This window comes from Cryobacterium sp. CAN_C2, from assembly GCF_015751745.1.
Classification (GTDB): Bacteria; Actinomycetota; Actinomycetes; order Actinomycetales; family Microbacteriaceae; genus Cryobacterium.
The window spans coordinates 1-17661 of record NZ_JADOUX010000024.1 but is presented as its reverse complement, the minus strand read 5'-3'; the positions used below and the strand labels follow the sequence as shown (position 1 = coordinate 17661).

At 63.8% G+C, this 17661-nt stretch carries 20 protein-coding genes and 2 riboswitches; of the genes, 10 read left to right on the top strand and 10 right to left on the bottom strand.

Features of this window, described 5'->3' with window-relative positions; all coding sequences use genetic code 11:
• Positions 1-7: 7 nt before the first annotated feature.
• Genes IWX77_RS17255 through IWX77_RS15180 form a run of 3 tightly spaced genes read right to left on the bottom strand, consistent with a single transcriptional unit; the run spans position 8 to position 2557 of the window.
• Positions 8-325, bottom strand: coding sequence for an acetylxylan esterase (locus tag IWX77_RS17255; protein WP_327012236.1), 318 nt, complete (start codon positions 323-325; stop codon positions 8-10).
• Positions 322-744 carry an acetylxylan esterase gene (locus IWX77_RS17250; RefSeq protein WP_327012237.1) on the bottom strand — a complete coding sequence of 141 codons (423 nt, stop codon included), beginning with the start codon at positions 742-744 and terminating at the stop codon, positions 322-324. The genes IWX77_RS17255 and IWX77_RS17250 overlap by 4 nt, the downstream gene beginning before the upstream one ends.
• 31 nt (positions 745-775) lie before the next feature.
• Positions 776-2557 (bottom strand): ABC transporter ATP-binding protein, encoded by a 1782-nt coding sequence (locus IWX77_RS15180; protein ID WP_196845394.1) that lies wholly within the window; start codon positions 2555-2557, stop codon positions 776-778.
• Between the two features lie 560 nt (positions 2558-3117).
• Here IWX77_RS15180 and IWX77_RS15175 point away from each other — a divergent pair.
• The 3 genes from IWX77_RS15175 to IWX77_RS15165 all read left to right on the top strand — a co-directional run bounded on the left by IWX77_RS15175 (position 3118) and on the right by IWX77_RS15165 (position 5826).
• The gene (locus IWX77_RS15175; protein ID WP_196845393.1) at positions 3118-4419 is read left to right on the top strand and encodes an ISL3 family transposase; all 1302 of its coding nucleotides are present in this window, start codon (positions 3118-3120) and stop codon (positions 4417-4419) included.
• 297 nt (positions 4420-4716) lie between these two features.
• Positions 4717-5106 (top strand): hypothetical protein, encoded by a 390-nt coding sequence (locus IWX77_RS15170; protein WP_196845392.1) that lies wholly within the window; start codon positions 4717-4719, stop codon positions 5104-5106.
• A 6-nt stretch (positions 5107-5112) separates the two neighbouring features.
• Positions 5113-5826 (top strand): hypothetical protein, encoded by a 714-nt coding sequence (locus tag IWX77_RS15165; protein WP_196845391.1) that lies wholly within the window; start codon positions 5113-5115, stop codon positions 5824-5826.
• Between the two features lie 111 nt (positions 5827-5937).
• Here the strand turns inward: IWX77_RS15165 and moeB are convergent, their stop codons facing one another.
• Genes moeB through thiO form a run of 4 tightly spaced genes read right to left on the bottom strand, consistent with a single transcriptional unit; the run spans position 5938 to position 9513 of the window.
• A complete protein-coding gene (gene moeB / locus IWX77_RS15160; RefSeq protein ID WP_196845390.1) occupies positions 5938-7110 on the bottom strand; it encodes a molybdopterin-synthase adenylyltransferase MoeB in 1173 nt (390 codons plus the stop codon).
• Positions 7107-7928, bottom strand: a complete 822-nt coding sequence (locus tag IWX77_RS15155; RefSeq protein ID WP_196845389.1) for a thiazole synthase — start codon at positions 7926-7928, stop codon at positions 7107-7109. The genes moeB and IWX77_RS15155 overlap by 4 nt, the downstream gene beginning before the upstream one ends.
• Positions 7929-7931: 3 nt before the next feature.
• Positions 7932-8204, bottom strand: coding sequence for a sulfur carrier protein ThiS (thiS, locus tag IWX77_RS15150; RefSeq protein WP_196845388.1), 273 nt, complete (start codon positions 8202-8204; stop codon positions 7932-7934).
• A complete protein-coding gene (thiO, locus tag IWX77_RS15145) occupies positions 8197-9513 on the bottom strand; it encodes a glycine oxidase ThiO (RefSeq protein WP_196845387.1) in 1317 nt (438 codons plus the stop codon). The genes thiS and thiO overlap by 8 nt, the downstream gene beginning before the upstream one ends.
• Before the next feature lie 149 nt (positions 9514-9662).
• On the opposite strand from thiO, the gene thiE reads away from it, so the two are divergent.
• The 6 genes from thiE to IWX77_RS15115 all read left to right on the top strand — a co-directional run bounded on the left by thiE (position 9663) and on the right by IWX77_RS15115 (position 14570).
• Positions 9663-10307, top strand: a complete 645-nt coding sequence (gene thiE / locus IWX77_RS15140) for a thiamine phosphate synthase (RefSeq protein ID WP_196845386.1) — start codon at positions 9663-9665, stop codon at positions 10305-10307.
• A 113-nt stretch (positions 10308-10420) separates the two neighbouring features.
• Positions 10421-10762, top strand: a complete 342-nt coding sequence (locus IWX77_RS15135) for a DMT family transporter (protein ID WP_334353678.1) — start codon at positions 10421-10423, stop codon at positions 10760-10762.
• Positions 10763-10775: 13 nt separating this feature from the next.
• Complete coding sequence (gene thiD, locus IWX77_RS15130; protein WP_327012238.1) at positions 10776-11615, top strand: bifunctional hydroxymethylpyrimidine kinase/phosphomethylpyrimidine kinase; 840 nt, start codon at positions 10776-10778, stop codon at positions 11613-11615.
• Positions 11616-11679: 64 nt separating this feature from the next.
• Positions 11680-11789, top strand: a riboswitch (TPP riboswitch).
• 95 nt (positions 11790-11884) lie between these two features.
• Complete coding sequence (locus IWX77_RS15125; RefSeq protein WP_196845384.1) at positions 11885-12904, top strand: ABC transporter substrate-binding protein; 1020 nt, start codon at positions 11885-11887, stop codon at positions 12902-12904.
• Between the two features lie 69 nt (positions 12905-12973).
• Complete coding sequence (locus tag IWX77_RS15120; protein ID WP_196845383.1) at positions 12974-13783, top strand: ABC transporter permease; 810 nt, start codon at positions 12974-12976, stop codon at positions 13781-13783.
• Entirely contained in the window at positions 13776-14570 is a 795-nt protein-coding gene (locus tag IWX77_RS15115; protein ID WP_196845382.1) for an ABC transporter ATP-binding protein, read from the top strand. The genes IWX77_RS15120 and IWX77_RS15115 overlap by 8 nt, the downstream gene beginning before the upstream one ends.
• 2 nt (positions 14571-14572) lie before the next feature.
• On the opposite strand, the gene IWX77_RS15110 is transcribed toward IWX77_RS15115, so the two are convergent.
• The 3 genes from IWX77_RS15110 to IWX77_RS15100 all read right to left on the bottom strand — a co-directional run bounded on the left by IWX77_RS15110 (position 14573) and on the right by IWX77_RS15100 (position 17280).
• Positions 14573-15889 (bottom strand): LLM class flavin-dependent oxidoreductase, encoded by a 1317-nt coding sequence (locus tag IWX77_RS15110; protein WP_196845381.1) that lies wholly within the window; start codon positions 15887-15889, stop codon positions 14573-14575.
• 11 nt (positions 15890-15900) lie between these two features.
• On the bottom strand, positions 15901-16665 hold the full coding sequence (locus tag IWX77_RS15105) for a 3-oxoacyl-ACP reductase (protein ID WP_196845380.1): 765 nt from the start codon (positions 16663-16665) through the stop codon (positions 15901-15903).
• A 56-nt stretch (positions 16666-16721) separates the two neighbouring features.
• Positions 16722-16824: riboswitch (TPP riboswitch) on the bottom strand.
• 285 nt (positions 16825-17109) lie between these two features.
• Complete coding sequence (locus tag IWX77_RS15100; RefSeq protein WP_196845379.1) at positions 17110-17280, bottom strand: hypothetical protein; 171 nt, start codon at positions 17278-17280, stop codon at positions 17110-17112.
• A 195-nt stretch (positions 17281-17475) separates the two neighbouring features.
• Between IWX77_RS15100 and IWX77_RS15095 the strand changes: the two genes are divergently transcribed.
• A partial coding sequence (locus IWX77_RS15095; protein WP_196845378.1) for a transposase occupies positions 17476-17661 on the top strand: 186 nt, incomplete at its 3' end.

Genomic DNA, 17661 nt, shown 5'->3' with positions numbered 1-17661 from the left:
CAGGCGGTTAGCCCAGCCGACGCTGCAGCCAAGCAGCCTGGCGTCCCGAGAGATAGCGCACGATCTCCTGATAGGGGTCTTCCTCGGTCATCCCGACGGCACGTTCGAAGTGGCAGAGGAATGGCACGTCCGGGATCACGCCGACAAGCCCGTCGGTGAGCCCGGCCGCGGCGAGGGCGATGCCGCCGCCCTGGCTGCCGCCGCGGACCGCGACGCGATTGGGGTCGATCCGGTTCAGGGTGCGGATGGCGTCGATGGCGCGCACGGCATCCGTGTAGATCCGGCGATAGTAGTGGTCGTGCGGTGATTCGATGCCGCGCGTCATGAATCCGGGTACGGACGGCCCGGTTCCGTGCGGGTCGGAGGTGTGGCCGCCGGAGCCCTAGACGCTGCCGTGGCCACGGGTGTCCATGAACAGATAGGTGTAAGCTGGCGGGGACCCAGGTCAGCCGCGCGTGGGGGACCGAGCCCGCCTCCGTAACCGTTGTCTTCGACCACGGCGGGCAGGGGCCCGGTCGTACCGGCGGGAAGCAGGTACCACGCGTCCACCGGCTGGCCGCCGAAGCCGGGGAACACTAGGTCGTAGACCTCGACCTGGGTCAGCGGCGAGTTCAGCCGGGGTTCGGTCGGGAATAGGCGGGCCTCGGCGAGCGTGCTGCGCCAGAACTCGTCGAAGTCGGCCGGTTCAGCGACCTGGGGGTGGTAGTCCCGGAGCTCCGGGATACTGAGGTAGAACCGAGGCATTGCGGGTCTTTTCGGTGGACTGGGGGTAGCGTCAGGTGGTCTGACGGGAGACGATGCGGGCGTAGCGGTTGCCGAGGGCCATCAGCTCGTCGTGGCTACCGAGCTCGACGATCCGACCCTTCTCGATGTAAGCGATCCGGTCGGCTTCCCGGATAGTCGAGAGCCGGTGCGCGGCGATCAGGGTGGTGCGGTCGCGGAACAGGGTGGTGAGGGCATCCTTTACCATGCCTTCCGAGTCGGCGTCGAGTGCGCTGGTCGGCTCGTCGAGGATGAGGATGCGCGGGTCGCGCACGAGGGCGCGTGCGATCGCGAGGCGCTGCCGCTGCCCGCCGGAGAGACCGGAGCCGCGGGTGCCGACGATGGCGTCGAGGCCGGCGCCTGCCGGGGAATCGGCGGGGCCGAGGATGTCGAGCGCATTCGCACCACGCAGGGCGGTGAGGATGGTCTCGTCGTCGATCCCGGTGAGGCCGTAAGCCACGTTGTCGCGGATCGTGCCCTCGAACAAGACGGATTCTTGCGGCACGATCGAGACGTGGCCGCGCACGCTGCGCATGTCTAGGGTGTTCATGTCGTGGCCATCGAGCAGTACCCGGCCGGTGGACGGGCGCACGAAGCCGAGCACGAGGTTGAGCAGGGTCGACTTGCCGGAGCCGGAGGGCCCGACCAGGGCGATTGTCTCGCCGGCCCGGATCGAGAGGGTGATGTCGGTGAGGGCGGGACGCCCGCCGAGGTAGCGGAAGTTGACCCCGTCGAGTTCGATTGCCCCGGAGACTGATGCGACGAGGTCGCGGCCGTCGTTGACCTCGATGTCGGGTTCCTCCATGATCTCCGCGATCGAGCGCATCGACTCGCGGCCGCGGGAGACCACGGGCGTGACGTTCAGCAGGTTAACGATTCCCCCGGTCAGCACAGTGAAGTAGGTACCCAGGAGAACGACCTGGCCTGGGCTAATTGGGATCAGCTGGGTGATCGAGGCGGCGGATGCTCCGACTAGGCAGGCCACGCCGAGCACCTGGTAAGAGACCCAGGAGAACGCGCCGAACCGCCCGTTGAGGGTGTCCAGTTCCTGCCCGGCGACGCTGACGCTGCGTGCATGCCCGGCGACCCGCTTGGAGGCCACCAATTCCAGGCCGTGGCCGCGGGTGATCGGGATGAGCGCGGCCATCTCGCCGACGCCGGCCGAGAATCGTTCCACCTCGAGGCGAAAGCTCTCGTTGCGCATCCCGGCCCTGGCGCGGATGTAGCGTACGAGCAGCGCGGCCACGGGTACGGTGATCGCGAACACGCCCACGAACGCGGGAACCGCGATCGCGGTGATCACGATCGCACCGGTGAGGGTGAACACCGTGGAAAGTACGGTAGGGAATGCCTGCTGCATCATCAGCTCGAGGTTCTCGACGTCGCGCACCACCTTGGTCTGCACGATCGAGGCGCTCTGCCGGTTGTGAAAGCCGATCGACAGGCGCTGCAGTCGTTCGGTGAGGGCGTTGCGCACGTCGACGGCCATCGATCGGGTGGCCCGGCTGGAGCCGCGTACGTAGAGCATATGGAACGGATAGTTCAGGGTGAGCAGTGCGGTCGCTAGCCCGGCTAGCAACCACAGGCTGGGCAGGGGACCACGGGCGATGACGATGTCGATGATCGCCGCGGTCAGTGGAGGGAGCAGCCAAGCTGGGCTGTCCTTGACCAGAAAAGCCAGGGTGGAGAGCGAGAGCCGGCCGCGGTAGGGCCGGAGCAGGCGGAGGAACGACCGGAACGGCTCGGTCTTCACAACACCCTGCTCGATCGCGTTCGTTCGGGACGGATCACCCATGGCACACCTCTTCGACGGCCGCGCCGGGCGCAGCGATAACGGTTCGCCCGCCGTGCCTGAAAGACGGTCCGAAGGTCGAATGCGTTGACGGGTGCGTCCTCTGCCTTGGTGTGTTCGGCACGCCTAGGCTGTCGCGGTGCGAGGTCGCTGACACCGGTAAGGGTGTCAGCGCCCAGCCTAGCGGCGTTTGGCGGGTGGCAGGGTGTCCCGGCGTCTCTCCCGAACCGCTACCGCCGCCGCCCCGGAAACCGAGCACGGAGGAAGGCGCACCGGCGAAACGACGCTATGCCGACCCGCGCCTGCCTGTAACTCGACGGCGATTGGGTAGCCGATGGTTCAGACATAATCAGTAACTACCGGTGTCACGATTCAGAATCTGGACCGCCCCCGGATCGATGCAGAATCGGACTTCTCCGGTCGAGACTTCCCGATAAAAGGCCCTTTTCGAGGCTCTTGTGACATAACCGTGGGTCTTTTGGAGCGCCTTAACGGCCGCACGCCGCTCCCCGCCTAGGTTTCTAACTGTCAAAGGTAAGAAATTCGGGAACGGAAAAAGCGGCGTGCGAACTCTAAGAATATGGCGAACCCTTCTCGGTGTCGAGAAGACGTTCGTCGAAGACATCGATCTTGATCTGGAGAGCAGGATTCTGATCGCGTCGGTGCGTCCGATGGCGTCGAAGCGGAACCGCTGCGGGTCCTGTCAGAAGCGCAGCCCCCGTTACGACCTCGGTGATGGGCGGCGGCGCTGGCGTGCGTTGGACGTGGGCTCGATTCAAGTTCACCTTGAAGCTGACGCGCCCCGAGTGTCCTGCCGCGTCCACGGCGTGATCGTCGCCGCCGTGCCCTGGGCCCGGCACCAAAGCGGTCACACCCTGTTCTTCGACGACCAGGTCGCATGGTTGGCCACGCAAACATCTAAGACCGCCATCACCGTGCTGATGCGCATCGCGTGGCGCACCGTCGGCGCGACCATCACCCGGGTCTGGGCCGACACCGAGAAGCAATACGACCAGTTCGCGGACCTCACCCGGATCGGAATCGACGAGATCAGCTACAAGCGCGGCCACAAGTATTTGACCTGTGTCGTCGACCACGATTCCGGCCGCCTCGTGTGGGCAGCGCCTGGCCAAGACAAAGCCACCCTCGCGACATTTTTTGACGCGTTGGGCCCGGAGCGTTCGGCGCAGATCACTCATGTGTCTGCGGACGGCGCGGCCTGGATCGCCAGTGTTGTCGTGGAACGAGCCCCCAACGCCGTCCGTTGCGCTGACCCGTTCCACGTTGTGAAGTGGGCCACCGAAGCCCTCGACGAGGTCCGACGCAGCGCGTGGAACGATGCCCGCAAAGCTGCCCGGCACAACGAAGCTCGGCGGGGCCGTGGCCGACCTGCCGCCGATGCTCCCGCTCGCCCGGACAGCGCCCGAGCGGCCGGCATCAAGAACTGCCGTTACGCGCTCTGGAAAAATCCGGAGAACCTGACCGAGAAGCAGCAAGCAAAGCTCGCCTGGATCGTGCAAACCGACCCACGGCTGGCACGCGCCTACTACCTGAAGGAAGGCCTCCGGGTCATTTTCAAACTGCCCCTCGACGAAGCGACCGAAGCGCTCAATAAATGGGTCAGCTGGGCCCGCCGCTGCCGGATCCCTTCGTTCGTGAAACTCCAACGCAGCATCGTCAAACACCGCGCTGCGATCCTCGCCTCCATCGAACACGGACTCTCCAACGGCCGCATCGAATCCATGAACACCAAGATCCGACTCATCACCCGCATCGCCTTCGGCTTCAAATCCCCCGACGCCCTCATCGCCCTCGCCATGCTCAGCCTCGGCGGCCATCGGCCAGTGCTCCCCGGCCGTGTTTAACCCACGGTTACGTCAGGCGAGCCCTTTTCGATCATCGATTATAGCGAACGAGAAGTAGTAGTTTCTCGTCTGGTCGGTCCGGTGTAGACGTGCATAATTCCTGATGAGCGTCATAATTCGCTATCCTGGCCAGCGCATCGCCACTTTGAAACAACCTGCAATTAACGCAAGTTGTTTGACTACTACTTGTCATAATATCTATTATCAATCATTTGGGGTGGGATTTTGGGTGTGATGTGGATGCTTTCGTCCTGTGATCTACTTGTCTTTTCCGTGTAGATGATGTGGGATGAGTGTATGAGTACTACAACGGCACGCCCGGGACGTCAGGGCTACGAAGATTCCCTTCGGCTTTCGACGGCTGAAATCGTTGGAGGGCTGCGGGAGACATTGGGCGCGAAGCTCGTGGCGTATCTGGGAGGCGTTCGTGAGACCCGCGCCGTTCGAGAGTGGGCCGAAGGAACAAGGGCGCCGTCGAGCGACGTTGTGCTCCGGTTGCGTACGTCGTTCTATGTGATGGCGATACTGCGGGACCGCGAATCGGCGTCGACCGTCGCAAGCTGGTTCCAGGGCATGAACCCGGAACTGAATGACGTCTCGCCGGCGCGAGTCCTTCGGGAGCAGGAGCTCGAGACTGCGGGCCCCGCTGTGCTTGCGGCGGCTCGTTCCTTCGTGGCGTTCGGCTGAGCAGGCGTGAGTGGCACAGACCTGGCCATTGTCACTATCGACCAACAGCTGTGGCGGGTCGGATTCCGTCCCGAACCGTGGGCGTGCAGCGACTGGAAGTACGCCGCCGAAGGCGGGCGTTTCAACGGTCGCTGGGATGACGTTCATGGGCAGTTTTGGACGGTCTATGCCGGCGATTTACTTTTCGCGTGCCTGATCGAAGTTCTCGCGAAGTACCGGGTAGACGCCTCTCTCGCCGATGCTTTGGATCAAATTTTTGAGGATCTGGCGGACACGGAAGAATATCCCGCCCGGCCACCGGCTTTCGTGAGCTACCGCTGGCTCGAGGGCCGGTGTGCATCCAGCGCCAGTGTGCATGGATCTTTCTGTGTGGTGACAGCCACTGGAACCATCTCGGCGTTACGGCCACGATTCGCCTTGCTGGCTCACGAGTTGGGCGCGACTGCCGTTGACTCGGCTGCGCTGAAGGATTCAGGCCCACGCGACCTCACTCGCTCGGTCGCCAGCTGGCTGTACCAGCTGACTGATCCCACTGTTGATGGCATCCAATTCAGATCCCGTCATGGCGATGACCTTCCCCTGTGGGCGATCTTTGAGCGGCCATCGGCTGATGCTGACCTGTCTCCTCTTCTTGCAGGCATCGTCTCGGTGGCACTCACTCCAGAAACCGCCGAGTTAGTCGAGGCGTTCGCCATCCTCGGACTGGGCTGGTCCGACTGACCTGATCGGGGTCTGAAGTGAACGTTTCTGCTCGCCCGCGAAATCACTAATAACTCACTAAGCGCCTCCTTGGCTCTGGGAGTGCAGTTCACCGACGTTCGCACTCGGGCATCAACGGATTTCTCGATTCGGGGTCTGACCCGTAGCAACCCAGGCGCGCATGCCTCCGTGCAGGTGCTTCACCCGCGAGTAGCCGCGCCGTTGCAGTTCGGCGAGTACTGCAGCCGAGCGCGACCCGGCCGTGCAGTGCAGCACCAGATCCCGGTCGCGCGACAGTTCGTGCTCGGCATCGCCGGCGAAGATCCGGCCCTGGGACACCAGCCGTGAGCCCGGGATGCTCTCGATCTCGCGTTCGTCGCTGTCCCTCACGTCGATCAGGTCGAAGTCGATCAGTCCCGCATCGCGGCGTTCGAGCATGGTGACCAGCTCGCGAACGGTGATCGTCGCGTCGGCATCTGTCATCGGTGTCGGCGCCAACCCGCAGGACAGTTCGTAGTCGGCCAGGGCGGTGACCGGCGCGCGGTCCGGGTCTTGCGATAGCCCGATCTCCCGCCATGATGAGGTCAGTGCGTCGAATAGTAGAACGCGGCCGAGCAGCGTGCGGCCGACGCCGGTGATGAGCTTGACAGCATCCGTCACCATCATCGATCCCACTGCTGCGCACAGCATGCCGAAGACGCCGCCCTCAGCGCACGACGGCATCGAGCCGGCCGGCGGGGCTTCCGGGTACAGGTCGCGGTAGGTGGGACCGTGCTTTTCCCAGAAGACGCTCACCTGCCCGTCGAATCGGTAGATCGCGCCCCACACGCAGGGCAGGCCGAGCAGGGCCGCGGCATCGCTGATCAGGTAGCGGGTGGCGAAATTGTCGGTTCCGTCCACGATGAGGTCGTAGCCGGCCATCACGTCGAGGGCGTTCTGTGCGGTCAGTCGTGCATTGTGCAGTTGCACGGTGACGAGCGGGTTGAGCCGGGCGACGGCGTCGCGCGCGGACTCGAGTTTGGTGCGCCCCACGTCGTTCATGCCATGAATGACCTGGCGTTGCAGGTTGCTGAGGTCGACCACGTCGTCGTCGACGATCCCTAGCGTGCCGACACCGGCGGCAGCAAGATAGAGCAGAACCGGGGATCCGAGACCCCCGGCGCCGACCACGAGCACTCGGGCATTCTTCAGCCGCCGCTGACCGAGCGTGCCGATCTCGGGGATCATCACGTGCCGCGAATAGCGTTCCAGTTCCTCGCGGGTGAGCCCGTCGGCCGGTTCTACGAGGGGCGGAAGCGTGTTCACAGGTCGGGCCGTCCCCCCATGGACGACGAAGCCTGGGCATGTTCTCGTTTGGGAATACGTCCAGCGCGAGCCGCGAGGCGCCCGGCGATGACGGCATGCTTGAAGGCAGCAGCCATCATCCCGGGATTCTGCGCGCGAGTCACGGCGGTGGCCAGGAGCACGGCGTCGCAGCCCAGCTCCATGGCCAGCGCGGCGTCCGAGGCGGTTCCGATGCCGGCATCCAGCACGACCGGAATCTTGGCCCTGGCCACAATGAGTTCGATGTTATGCGGGTTGAGAATGCCGAGCCCCGTGCCGATCGGGGCACCGAGGGGCATGACAGCGGCGGCTCCGAGGTTCTCGAGCCGCAGGGCCAGAACCGGATCGTCGTTCGTATACGCGAAGACCGCGAAACCGCGGCTGACCAGCTGTTCCGTCGCGTCGACGAGCTCAACGGCGTCGGGCAGTAGAGTGTGCTCGTCGGCGATCACCTCAAGCTTCACCCAGTTGGTGTCGAGCGCCTCCCTGGCGAGCTCGGCCGTGAGCACCGCTTCGCGCGCAGTGAAGCAGCCGGCCGTGTTGGGCAATGCCCGAATGTTGTGCAGGTTCAGCAGGTCGAACAATGACCCGGCCACGTCGGGGCTATAACGGCGCATGGCGACGGTGGTGAGCTGGGTACCCGAGGCGAGCAGTGCCCCGCCCAGCCCAAGCAGGCTGGGGGAACCGCCCGTGCCCATGATGAGGCGAGACGTGAACGGCACCCCGTCGATCACCAACAGGTCCTCGTTGGACTCCTCTGGGCCCGGCCCGACCGGGTGTGTTGCGATGCTCGTGGACATCGTTCAGCCGCCCTGTACTGCGGTGACGACTTCGACGTCGTCGCCGGCTTCGAGAACCGTGGTGGCCCAGCGGCTGCGTGGCACCACTTCGGAATTGCGGGCCACGGCAACGCCGAGCCGGTCGCCATCAACGGCCTGCCCGTCGGCCGCGATCTGCCGGCCGGTCGCGCCGGTGACAAGATCAATGACGGTCTCGCCGACCACGAGCGAACGCGGGGCTCCGTTGAGAGTAATACTGGCGGGGGGCGGCGTGTGGACTGCTCTGGTGTCAAACATGGGCTGCTTTCTGCGCGGCGGGAGTGGCCGGCACGGCGGATTCGATCGGTGCGGCGGATTCGCCAGGCACAGAATAGCGGTCAGGACGAAATCTTAGCCACCGGGCGTCGACGAAGCCGTCCAGCAGCTGCACACACACCTGCGCCGCGATCGGAGTGAGCAGCACACCGTGGCGAAAGAATCCCGTGGCGACGATAAGGCCGGGGATGACCTCGTCTGGCTCGTCGTCACGGCCTTCGGGCGCAGGACCAGAGTCCGGCGATACCGGGCGGCGGGAAACACGGCCGAGCAGCGGCGCATTGTCGGGCGTTCCGGGGCGCGCACGGGCGGTGCACTCAACGAGTTCGAGCTCGGCAACAGCGGGCACGAGCACCTGCGCGTCACGCAGCAGTCGGTGCACGCCGCCGGCCGATACCGCGGAAGACCCGTCTTCCCTCGATGTCGCGCCGAGCACGATCGTTCCGTCGGAGCGCGGCACCAGATACACCGGCAACCCGCGCACGACGCCACGGATCGTGGCGGTGAGCAGCGGCCGGAGGTGTTCGGGAACGCGCAGGCGCAGGATGTCTCCGTATACCGGGCGCAGTGGAAGTTTCGGCCCGGGGGGCAGCCCGTCGAGGTTCGCCGCACCGAGTCCGTTCGCGACGATGACCTCGTCGCACCGAACCGTGCTCCCATCGACAAGGCTGACGCCGGTGACCCGGGAGGCAGCATCCGTCTGCGTGCTGTGCAGCAGCCCGATGGCGTTCTGCCGAATCAGGTGATCGTGCGCCCAGGCATCTAGCGTCGCCCGGGCCTTGATCGCGCCCAGTAGCTGCGTGGCCAACCGCCGGGGGTCAACTTGGTGGTCGTCGTCGACGCTGAACGCGCCCGACAGCTGGGACGAGAGCATCGGTTCGAGGGCGCGCGCTTCACGGATGCGCAGCGGCGTCACCGAGAGTCCCTGCGTCAGTTGCGCGCCGCGCAAATCGGCCAGCGCCTGCCGGTCTGCCGCGTCGGCGCCCACCACGAGGGTGCGTGTCATACGGTAACCGGAATCGCCGGTGTCACTCGAGAGTGGGCGCACGAAGTCGGGGTATAGGGCTGCCGACGCCAGCGTCAGCTCGAGGAGGTCCTCCTCCTCGTAGTGCATTTCGCTGACGGCCGCGAGCATTCCGGCCGCGGCATAGGTTGCACCCGAGGCTGGTGCCGGGTCGATTATGGCCACGGTGCGACCCGACTCTGCCACCGCCCAGGCGATTCCGAGGCCCACAATGCCAGCGCCGATGACGGCGACGTCCACGGTGCATAGCACGGCTGGTTCGACCATGAAGCTGTTCCTTCCCTACGCCGGTATTAGCCGGATCAGGTCTCGTTGCGCGAGCAACACGGTCGGCCGGTAAGTGAATAACCGATGCCCTCTCAGCCTGTCTCCCCTGGTGGTGCAGGCTCCCGTAGATCGCCTTTAGTCTAGTTCTTATGTCCCTCGACCAGGTCCAGCTGTACCTTTGCACCAACGCCCGTAAAACGGAGAATGACTTCCCATCGTTCCTGGATGCCGCTTTCGCCGGCGGCGTGGACGTGATCCAGCTGAGGGACAAATCGATCGAGGCCGCCGAAGAACTGGAACTTCTGAGCGTCCTGAGGGCGGTTGCCGAGCGCCGCGGCAAGCTGTGGGCAGTGAACGACCGAGCCGATATCGCCGTTCTGAGCGAGGCCCCGGTGTTACATGTTGGGCAGAAGGATCTGTCGGTGCCCGATGCCCGCCGGCTGGTGGGCAAAGCGACCGTGATCGGCCGCTCCAGCCACACCCCACAGCAGGTGAGCGCCGCGTTGGTAGACCCTCGACTGGATTACTTCTGCGTCGGTCCGGTGTGGGCGACGCCGACGAAACCGGGGCGGAGTGCGGTAGGCGCGGAGCTCGTGCGCTACGCGGCCGAACAAGTACGGCACTCCAAGAGCAGTCTTCCCTGGTTCGCCATTGGTGGCATCGACCTCGGCAATGTCCAGCAGGTCGTGGCCGCCGGCGCGAGCCGCGTCGTGGTCGTGCGCGCAATCACCGAGGCCGACGACCCCACGGAGGCCGCCCGACAGCTGCGCGCCTGCCTACCCTCGCTCGCGTAGTGAAGGCATCGATCGCGCTCGTTCTGGCCATACTGATGTGGGCCGGCAGCTACGTTGTCGGGCATATCGCGGTGCAGACTATGTCGACCGTGGAACTCACTTGGTTACGCTGACTGCTCGCGTGCATCCCGCTGCTCCTCCTCGCCCAGATCGTGGAGAAGCCAGACTGGCGCGTGGTGGCAGACTCGTGGCCTCGGCTCTTGCTGCTCGCCTCGCTTGGTATCGCCAGGTACAACCTGCTGCTGTACACGGCGCTGCAGTACACGACGCCGCAGCCTGCGTCGCTCATCAATGCGGCCAATCCGGCCGTGATGATGGTGGTGCTTGCGGCGATCCTCGTGCGTGAGCGGCCGGGGTGCTCGTCTTCGCCGGTGTCGCTCTCAGTTCGTTGCGCCCCGCTCGCCGTCCTCGCCACCCGGCCGATCCGGTGCCGTCAGCCCCCAAACGTTTCGTAGAGGAATACATTCGATGACCCAGCCCATCCCCCGCGTACTCAGCATTGCCGGCACAGACCCCACCGGCGGCGCAGGGATCCAAGCGGACTTGAAGAGCATCTCCGCGCACGGCGGCTACGGCATGGCCGTCGTTACCGCGCTCGTCGCTCAGAACACCCACGGGGTCCGCTCCGTGCACATCCCGCCCGCGCAGTTCCTGCGCGAGCAGCTGAGGGCCGTCAGCGACGACGTCACCATCGACGCGGTCAAAATCGGCATGCTGGGCAATGCGCAAATCGTCGACGTGGTAGATCTCTGGCTCAAAGAAGTGAACCCCCCGGTAGTGGTCGTGGACCCGGTGATGGTCGCCACCAGCGGGGATCGGCTGTTGGAACCGGTGGCCGAAGAGGCCGTGATCCGACTGCTCAATCGTGCCGACCTTGTCACTCCGAATCTGGCGGAACTGGGGGTGCTGCTTCGAGAGCCGACAGCCCTGGCCTGGTCGCAAGCGCTTGAGCAGGGACACCGACTTTCAGCCGCCCACAACGTCATCGTGTTGGTCAAGGGCGGTCATCTGGAGGGGGCCCAGTGTCCGGACGCCTTGGTTGATGCCACGGGTGGGCTGGCCGGTGGCCGCCAGATCATCCAGGTGAGCGCCCCGCGGGTGGCCACCTCCAACACGCACGGGACAGGATGCTCAATGTCCTCGGCAATGGCAACTCTCCAAGCGCGGCACAATGATTGGAACGAGGCGTTGACTGTGACCAAGGCCTGGTTGCAGGACAGTTTGAGGCATGCTGACGATCTCCATGTCGGCTCTGGGCGCGGTCCCATTCACCATTTTCATCAGCTCTGGGCCGCGGGGAAGGCTTAGCAGGTCGCCGCCGCCGTGGGATGCGGCGGCTGGAAGCACATCGAGTCCATTCTCGGTTATGCTCGCTTTTGTACACGGGAGTCCGGTGAGCCGGGCTGAGAGGGAGCTCTTCAAGCTTCGACCGTTGAACCTGATCTGGATCATGCCAGCGCAGGGAGGCCATCAATCTCACATCCCGTGCCCAAATCCCAGTATTCAAGGAGGGCACGACAATGGACGCACCACATTCGAATAATTCCGTCCGCAATCGACGACGCTGTGCAGGGGGGATGATCGGCGCCCTGGCACTTGCGGCCACGGCAGCGCTGACCGGCTGCGCGTCGGCGTCACCGCTAAGCTCCGCTTCCGGCAACGAGACCACGCCGATTAGTTTCGCGCTCGACTGGACGCCGAACACAAACCACACGGGACTGTATGTAGCCATCGACAAGGGCTTTTTCACCGAGGCGGGCTTGGACGTTCAGGTGCTCCCCTATAGCCAGTCGTCGACCGACGCCCTCATCAACGCGGGCGCCGCCGACTTCGGCATCAGCTTTCAGAACACCGCCACTTTTGCGGCGGCAACGGGGGTGGGGAATGTTTCGGTCATGTCGGTGCTCCAGCACGATGCCACAGCGATCGGTGTTTTGGCGTCCCGCGAGGACATAACTAGCCCGAAAGACCTCGACGGGAAGATCTTCGGAACGGCTGGTCCGAGCGCCACCTTCTCCACGGAAGCGTCCCATGCCATCAAGAATGCGGGCGGCACCGGCAAGTTCACCCAAGTCACGCTTGGTACCTCCGCTTATGAGGCGCTCTACGCCGGCAAAGTCGACTTCACGTCGGCCTTCACAACCTGGGAAGGAATTGATGCGTCCCTGCGCGGCACTCCGATGAAGTTCTTCAACCTCTCTGACTACGGCGTCCCCGACCAATACTCGGTGATCGTCGAAGGAAACAAGGGCTGGATCAAGGAACACGCCAGTGCTACCAAGGAGTTCGTTCAGGCCCTCCAGAAGGGGTATCAGTACGCCGCTGACAACCCGGATGCTGCGGCCAGGATCCTGATCGATGCGAACCCCGGTGTCTTCGAAAATACTGAACTCGTCTACCGCAGCCAGAAGGAATTGAGCGCTAACTACCTCAAAGACGCCACCGGTCAGGTCGGCGCCCAAACGAGCGCGCAGTGGCAGCAACTGGCCGATTTCCTCTACCAGGCTGACCTCTTGGTTGACGGAAACGGCGACCCACTCACCGCGCCCCTGGACACCGCCACGCTATTTTCCGACCAATACCTCAGCGAGAAGTAACGCTCTCGGTCGCGCGACTCGAACCAGGTGAACACTGTGACCGCGCCGACGAGTACTCGAGGCGAAAGCATGCCGAAAACTGTTCTCCGCCGAACAATTCGGGGCGTCAAAACAGCACTCACTACGCTGGTTCCCTCTCTGGTGATCGTCATCGCTCTTCTGGCGGCGTGGCAGATTGCCGTGACCGCGGGCCAAGTGCAGCCGGCAATCCTCCCCTCTCCCTTGCGCATTCTGGAACAGGGTTGGAACGCCCGGGACACCATCTGGGCGAACACTGTACCCACGCTGCAAGCAACCCTTCTCGGCTTCGCTGTTTCCCTGACGGTCGCATGGGCCCTGGCCATCGTGATCGACTTCTCGCCGTGGCTTCGGCGGGCGCTGATGCCACTGCTCGTGGCATCTCAGACAATACCCATCATCGCCATTGCGCCGCTGATGATCATCTGGTTCGGTTTCGGTGTGCTGCCCAAAGTCATCGTTATCGCACTGGTGACGTTCTTCCCGGTCACGGTTGGACTGATCGACGGATTTAATCGAACCGATCGTGAAGCCACTAATCTGCTGCGGAGCATGGGTGCCAACCGGTGGAAACAGTTCATCTATGTCCGGCTTCCCTCCGCCCTCCCGTCTTTCTTCACGGCGCTTCGCATCGGCATCGCCTACGCGGTCACTGGAGCTATTTTTGCCGAGTACGTCGGAGCCCAACAAGGACTCGGAATCTACATGGCCCTGATGAAGAACTCGTTTCGCACAGACCTCGTCCTCGCCGCTGTCGTGGTCACCGCGACAATCAGCATCGCCTTCTTCCTCCTGACCTACGTCGCCGAGCGGCTGATCATCCCGTGGCACTCGAAAGAACGCAGGAGCCGGAATGTCTAACGCCCCGCCGAAAACGCCCAAGGTCGAAGTGCGCGGCATTGGTAAATCTTTTCAACTCGGTCGAAGGCAATCACGGCAGGTCATCGACAACGTCTCTTTCTCTGCACAGCCAGGTGAATTCGTTTCGATCATCGGCCCGAGTGGATGCGGCAAGAGCACCCTGTTCAACATCATGGCCGGACTGGAAAAGCCCACCACAGGCGACGTCCTCGTCGATGGCGTAGCCGCCACGGGGGAACGCGCGCATTTTGCCTACATGCCGCAGAAAGACCTACTTTTCCCTTGGCGCACCATCCTTCAGAACACCGCTCTCGGCCTCGAAGCTTCCGGCGAGAGTAAAAAGAACGCCCGTTTGGCCGCTCAGGCGCTTTTCCCGGCCTTCGACCTCTCCGGTTTCGAGAAATCGCACCCGTTCGAGCTCTCCGGCGGTATGCGCCAGAGAGCTGCTCTACTGCGTACCGTGGTTCAGGGCCGAGACGTTCTCTTGTTGGACGAGCCGTTCGGTGCGCTGGATTCGCTGACCCGCACGGAAATGCAATCATGGTTGCAGGACATGTGGTCCAGGAACTCGTGGACCGCAGTGCTCATCACCCACGATATTCGCGAAGCGATCTACCTGGCCGACCGGGTGGTCGTCTTGAGCGCACGGCCAACGTCTGTGCGCCTGAACCTCACCATCAACCTGCCGAGGCCACGCCAGTTGTCGATGATGACCTCGGCGGTGTTCAAGGAGCATGAACTCGAACTCCTCACAACTCTTCACGAGCAATCCCGCACGTCACTCTAATTTCAGCGCCGACGTGACACCATGGGCCGCTCCAGTCCCAGATTCCCGCGCAACGTGCCGGCGGTGTAGGCGGTGCGGAAGAGTCCGCGTCGCTGCAGCACCGGGATGACCTCGTCTATGAAGTCATCCAGCGATTCCGGCAGAAGGGGCGGCATGAGATTGAATCCGTCTGCGGCGCCGGAGTGGAACCAGAGCTCAATCTGGTCCGCAATCTGCTCCGGGGTGCCGAGCATGGTGCAATGGCCGCCCCCGGCGGCGAGCCGGCCGAGCAATTGCCGCACCGTGGGTTGCTCCGCCTCGATGAGGCGCAGAATCGTGGCGTACCGGCCCTGCGGGCCGCTGAAGTCGCCAAGCGGTGCCAACGGCGGCACCGGGGCATCCAGTTCCCAGCCGCTGCAGTCCTCCTGCACGAACACACTCAACTGGGCCAACGACTGCTCCGCCGGGAGCAGTGCGTCGACCTTGGCCTGTTTGGTGCGGGCTTCGGCCTCCGTGGAGCCCACATAGGTGACCAGTCCCGGCATGATGGATACGTTCTCCGGGTTGCGCCCCGCCGCGGCGATCCGCCGCTTCACATCCGCGTAATAATCCTGGGCGCTCTGTACATCATAGGCGACCGCGTAGATTCCCTCCGCGTACCGGGCGGCCAGATCCCGACCTTGCTCGGACGCGCCGGCCTGGAACAGCACCGGTCGGCCCTGTGGCGATCGCGGAACGGTCAACGGGCCGTCCACGCGGAAGTGTTCACCGGCATGATTGATCGGCCGCACTCGTGCCGGGTCGGCGAAGAGTCCGGCCCGATCCAGGATGAGGGCGTCGTCGGCCCACGAATCCCACAGGCGCAGCGCAACCTCGATGAACTCGGCCGCCCGGCTGTATCGGTCTTTGTGGGAGGGCATCACCTCCAGCCCGTGGTTGCGGGCCTCGGCATCGAACATGGAGGTGACCACGTTCCAGCCGACCCGTCCATTACTGATGTGGTCGAGGGAGGCCAGCATCCTCGCTGCGTGGAAGGGAGTGTAAAAGGTAGCAGAAACAGTGCTGACCAGACCGATCCTGTCCGTAACCCGTGCCATCGCCGCCAACGCCGTTAACGGCTCGAAAAACCACCGAGGGCCAGCAGTGACGTCGCCGACGGACTGCCCATCGGCGAAGAACACAGCGTCAAAAAGGCCGCGTTCCGCGGTTTGAGCAAGACTCTCGTAATAACCAATATCTCCGAGCTGCTCCAGTGACGACCCGGGGCGACGCCAAGCAGCGCTGTGGTGGCCGCAGCCCATGAGAAACGCATTGAAATGAAGCTGGCGTGGGTTCGACATTACAAACCCTTTCAGTTCATGACCAGGCCGCCGTCGACCACCAGATTCTGGCCCGTGACGGACCGTGCCCACGGGGACGCGAAGAACAGAACGGCGTCGGCGAATTCCGCCGGGGTGGTGACCTTCCCCAGCGGGGTGGCCGCGGCGATGAAATCGAACACTTCCTCGGGGGTGGCAGCGCTCGCATCCGTTGTGCGCAAAAGCCCGCCAGAGACCATGTTCACCGCGATATTGTGCTGGCCAAGATCTGCTGCCAGAGTGCGAGTCAAGGCCAGCAAGGCCGCCTTGGCGGAAGTGTAGTCGTGGTACGGGACCACCGGGTTCTGGAACAGGTTGGTGCCAATATTGATAATTCGGCCGAACCCGAGTTCGCGCATGCCGGGCAGTGCCTGCTGAGTGGTGTTCAGCGCGCTGCGCACGCTCCCGGAGAACTGGGCCTCGAACTCCTCCCAGGTGATTCCTGCAGCACCGGAGCGGGCGTCACCGTTGAACGAGAAATCCGCCAGCGCGTTATTGACCACTGTGGTGACGGGGGAACCGAAATGTGCTGCAGCCGCAGCGAGCAGTTCCGCGACCTGAGCGGCGTCCGTGACGTCGGCCTGCACAGCAATCGCCTGCTTACTTCCATAATCTGCAGCGAGAGCCTGCGCGCCGGCCGCGCTGGTGCGATAATTAATGATCACTCTGGCGCCCTGCGCGGCGAAGGCCGCCACAATGCTGTGCCCCAGGCCTCGCCCGCCACCGGTGACCAAGACAATCTGTTCTGCTAATTGCATGGATTTTCTTCACCTTAAATTAGGCGAAAGGATGTGGTTCGGCCCCAGTACGGTGCGCAATCCCCCACTGACATCCCTTCGCTAGTTCGAACTAGATCAGGTTCAACGGGTGTCATCTCAGCCCAGCGTCATACAGCCCGGGCACCCCGTGTCACTCACAGCGTATACCGATCCCCGGCTTCTTCGACTCCGGACCAACGCTTAGCGCCAACCACTGTTCCGCAACGGGCCAGATCCCGGAACGAACGAAAAAGCCCCGGCATGTATCGCTTGGGGAAGACGAACATGAGGACCGGGGCTAATCGTTGGAGTGGGGGACTCCAATGCATAACGGTACACGCGCGTCGCCGACTGATGACTCCGGCGCGCCCGGTGAAGAAAAGTCAGCACCGCAACTGACCATGCTTCGCGCCCTGTGTGGCTCCGTCGCGGGTCTCGAACCGGTCAGCTCGGGCGGACCCACTGCTGTTGCGCTGGTTCCCAATGGCCGTCCTCGATCTCGGCGCTGAGGGCTGGCTGCAGCATCGCGTTGATCAGGGAGGCCGCATCCTCCGGGTCGAGGCAGTCGCTCAGCAGGGGGACGGTCTTGGCAACTTTGCGGTATCCGTCGGTCATGCCACGTGGTACCTGGAGCGTTGTGAATGGGGCCAGGTGTCGGTGGTGCGCTTCGGTGTGGACGCTGATGCGGAGTTGGCGTGCGTCGATTCGCATCGTTGTGGTGAGGATGGCCAGATCGACGAGTGGGCTGCTGCGGATATCTCGGACAGTGGGCCCTCTTAAAATGAGGGTTCACTGAAAGTAGAGAACCGCATGACCGCACCACGCCGGAAATTCACCCAGGAGTTCAAAGACGAGTTGTGCCGCGAGGTGATCAACACGTCGAAACCGATCAAGGATGTGGCCGAGACGCTGCGCAACTGGCTGAACAAGCATCGCGAAGCGAACGGCGGCACCGAGACGGAGCTGACGGTCCCGGAGCGAGCCCGTCTGAAGGAG

Coding starts and splice junctions, on each gene's coding strand:
- IWX77_RS17255 (WP_327012236.1), bottom strand. CDS start 325: ATGACGCGCGGCATCGAATCACCGCACGACCACTACTATCGCCGGATC.
- IWX77_RS17250 (WP_327012237.1), bottom strand. CDS start 744: ATGCCTCGGTTCTACCTCAGTATCCCGGAGCTCCGGGACTACCACCCC.
- IWX77_RS15180 (WP_196845394.1), bottom strand. CDS start 2,557: ATGGGTGATCCGTCCCGAACGAACGCGATCGAGCAGGGTGTTGTGAAG.
- IWX77_RS15170 (WP_196845392.1), top strand. CDS start 4,717: ATGAGTACTACAACGGCACGCCCGGGACGTCAGGGCTACGAAGATTCC.
- IWX77_RS15155 (WP_196845389.1), bottom strand. CDS start 7,928: ATGTCCACGAGCATCGCAACACACCCGGTCGGGCCGGGCCCAGAGGAG.
- thiS (WP_196845388.1), bottom strand. CDS start 8,204: ATGTTTGACACCAGAGCAGTCCACACGCCGCCCCCCGCCAGTATTACT.
- thiO (WP_196845387.1), bottom strand. CDS start 9,513: ATGGTCGAACCAGCCGTGCTATGCACCGTGGACGTCGCCGTCATCGGC.
- thiE (WP_196845386.1), top strand. CDS start 9,663: ATGTCCCTCGACCAGGTCCAGCTGTACCTTTGCACCAACGCCCGTAAA.
- thiD (WP_327012238.1), top strand. CDS start 10,776: ATGACCCAGCCCATCCCCCGCGTACTCAGCATTGCCGGCACAGACCCC.
- IWX77_RS15125 (WP_196845384.1), top strand. CDS start 11,885: ATGATCGGCGCCCTGGCACTTGCGGCCACGGCAGCGCTGACCGGCTGC.
- IWX77_RS15120 (WP_196845383.1), top strand. CDS start 12,974: ATGCCGAAAACTGTTCTCCGCCGAACAATTCGGGGCGTCAAAACAGCA.
- IWX77_RS15115 (WP_196845382.1), top strand. CDS start 13,776: ATGTCTAACGCCCCGCCGAAAACGCCCAAGGTCGAAGTGCGCGGCATT.
- IWX77_RS15110 (WP_196845381.1), bottom strand. CDS start 15,889: ATGTCGAACCCACGCCAGCTTCATTTCAATGCGTTTCTCATGGGCTGC.
- IWX77_RS15105 (WP_196845380.1), bottom strand. CDS start 16,665: ATGCAATTAGCAGAACAGATTGTCTTGGTCACCGGTGGCGGGCGAGGC.
- IWX77_RS15100 (WP_196845379.1), bottom strand. CDS start 17,280: ATGACCGACGGATACCGCAAAGTTGCCAAGACCGTCCCCCTGCTGAGC.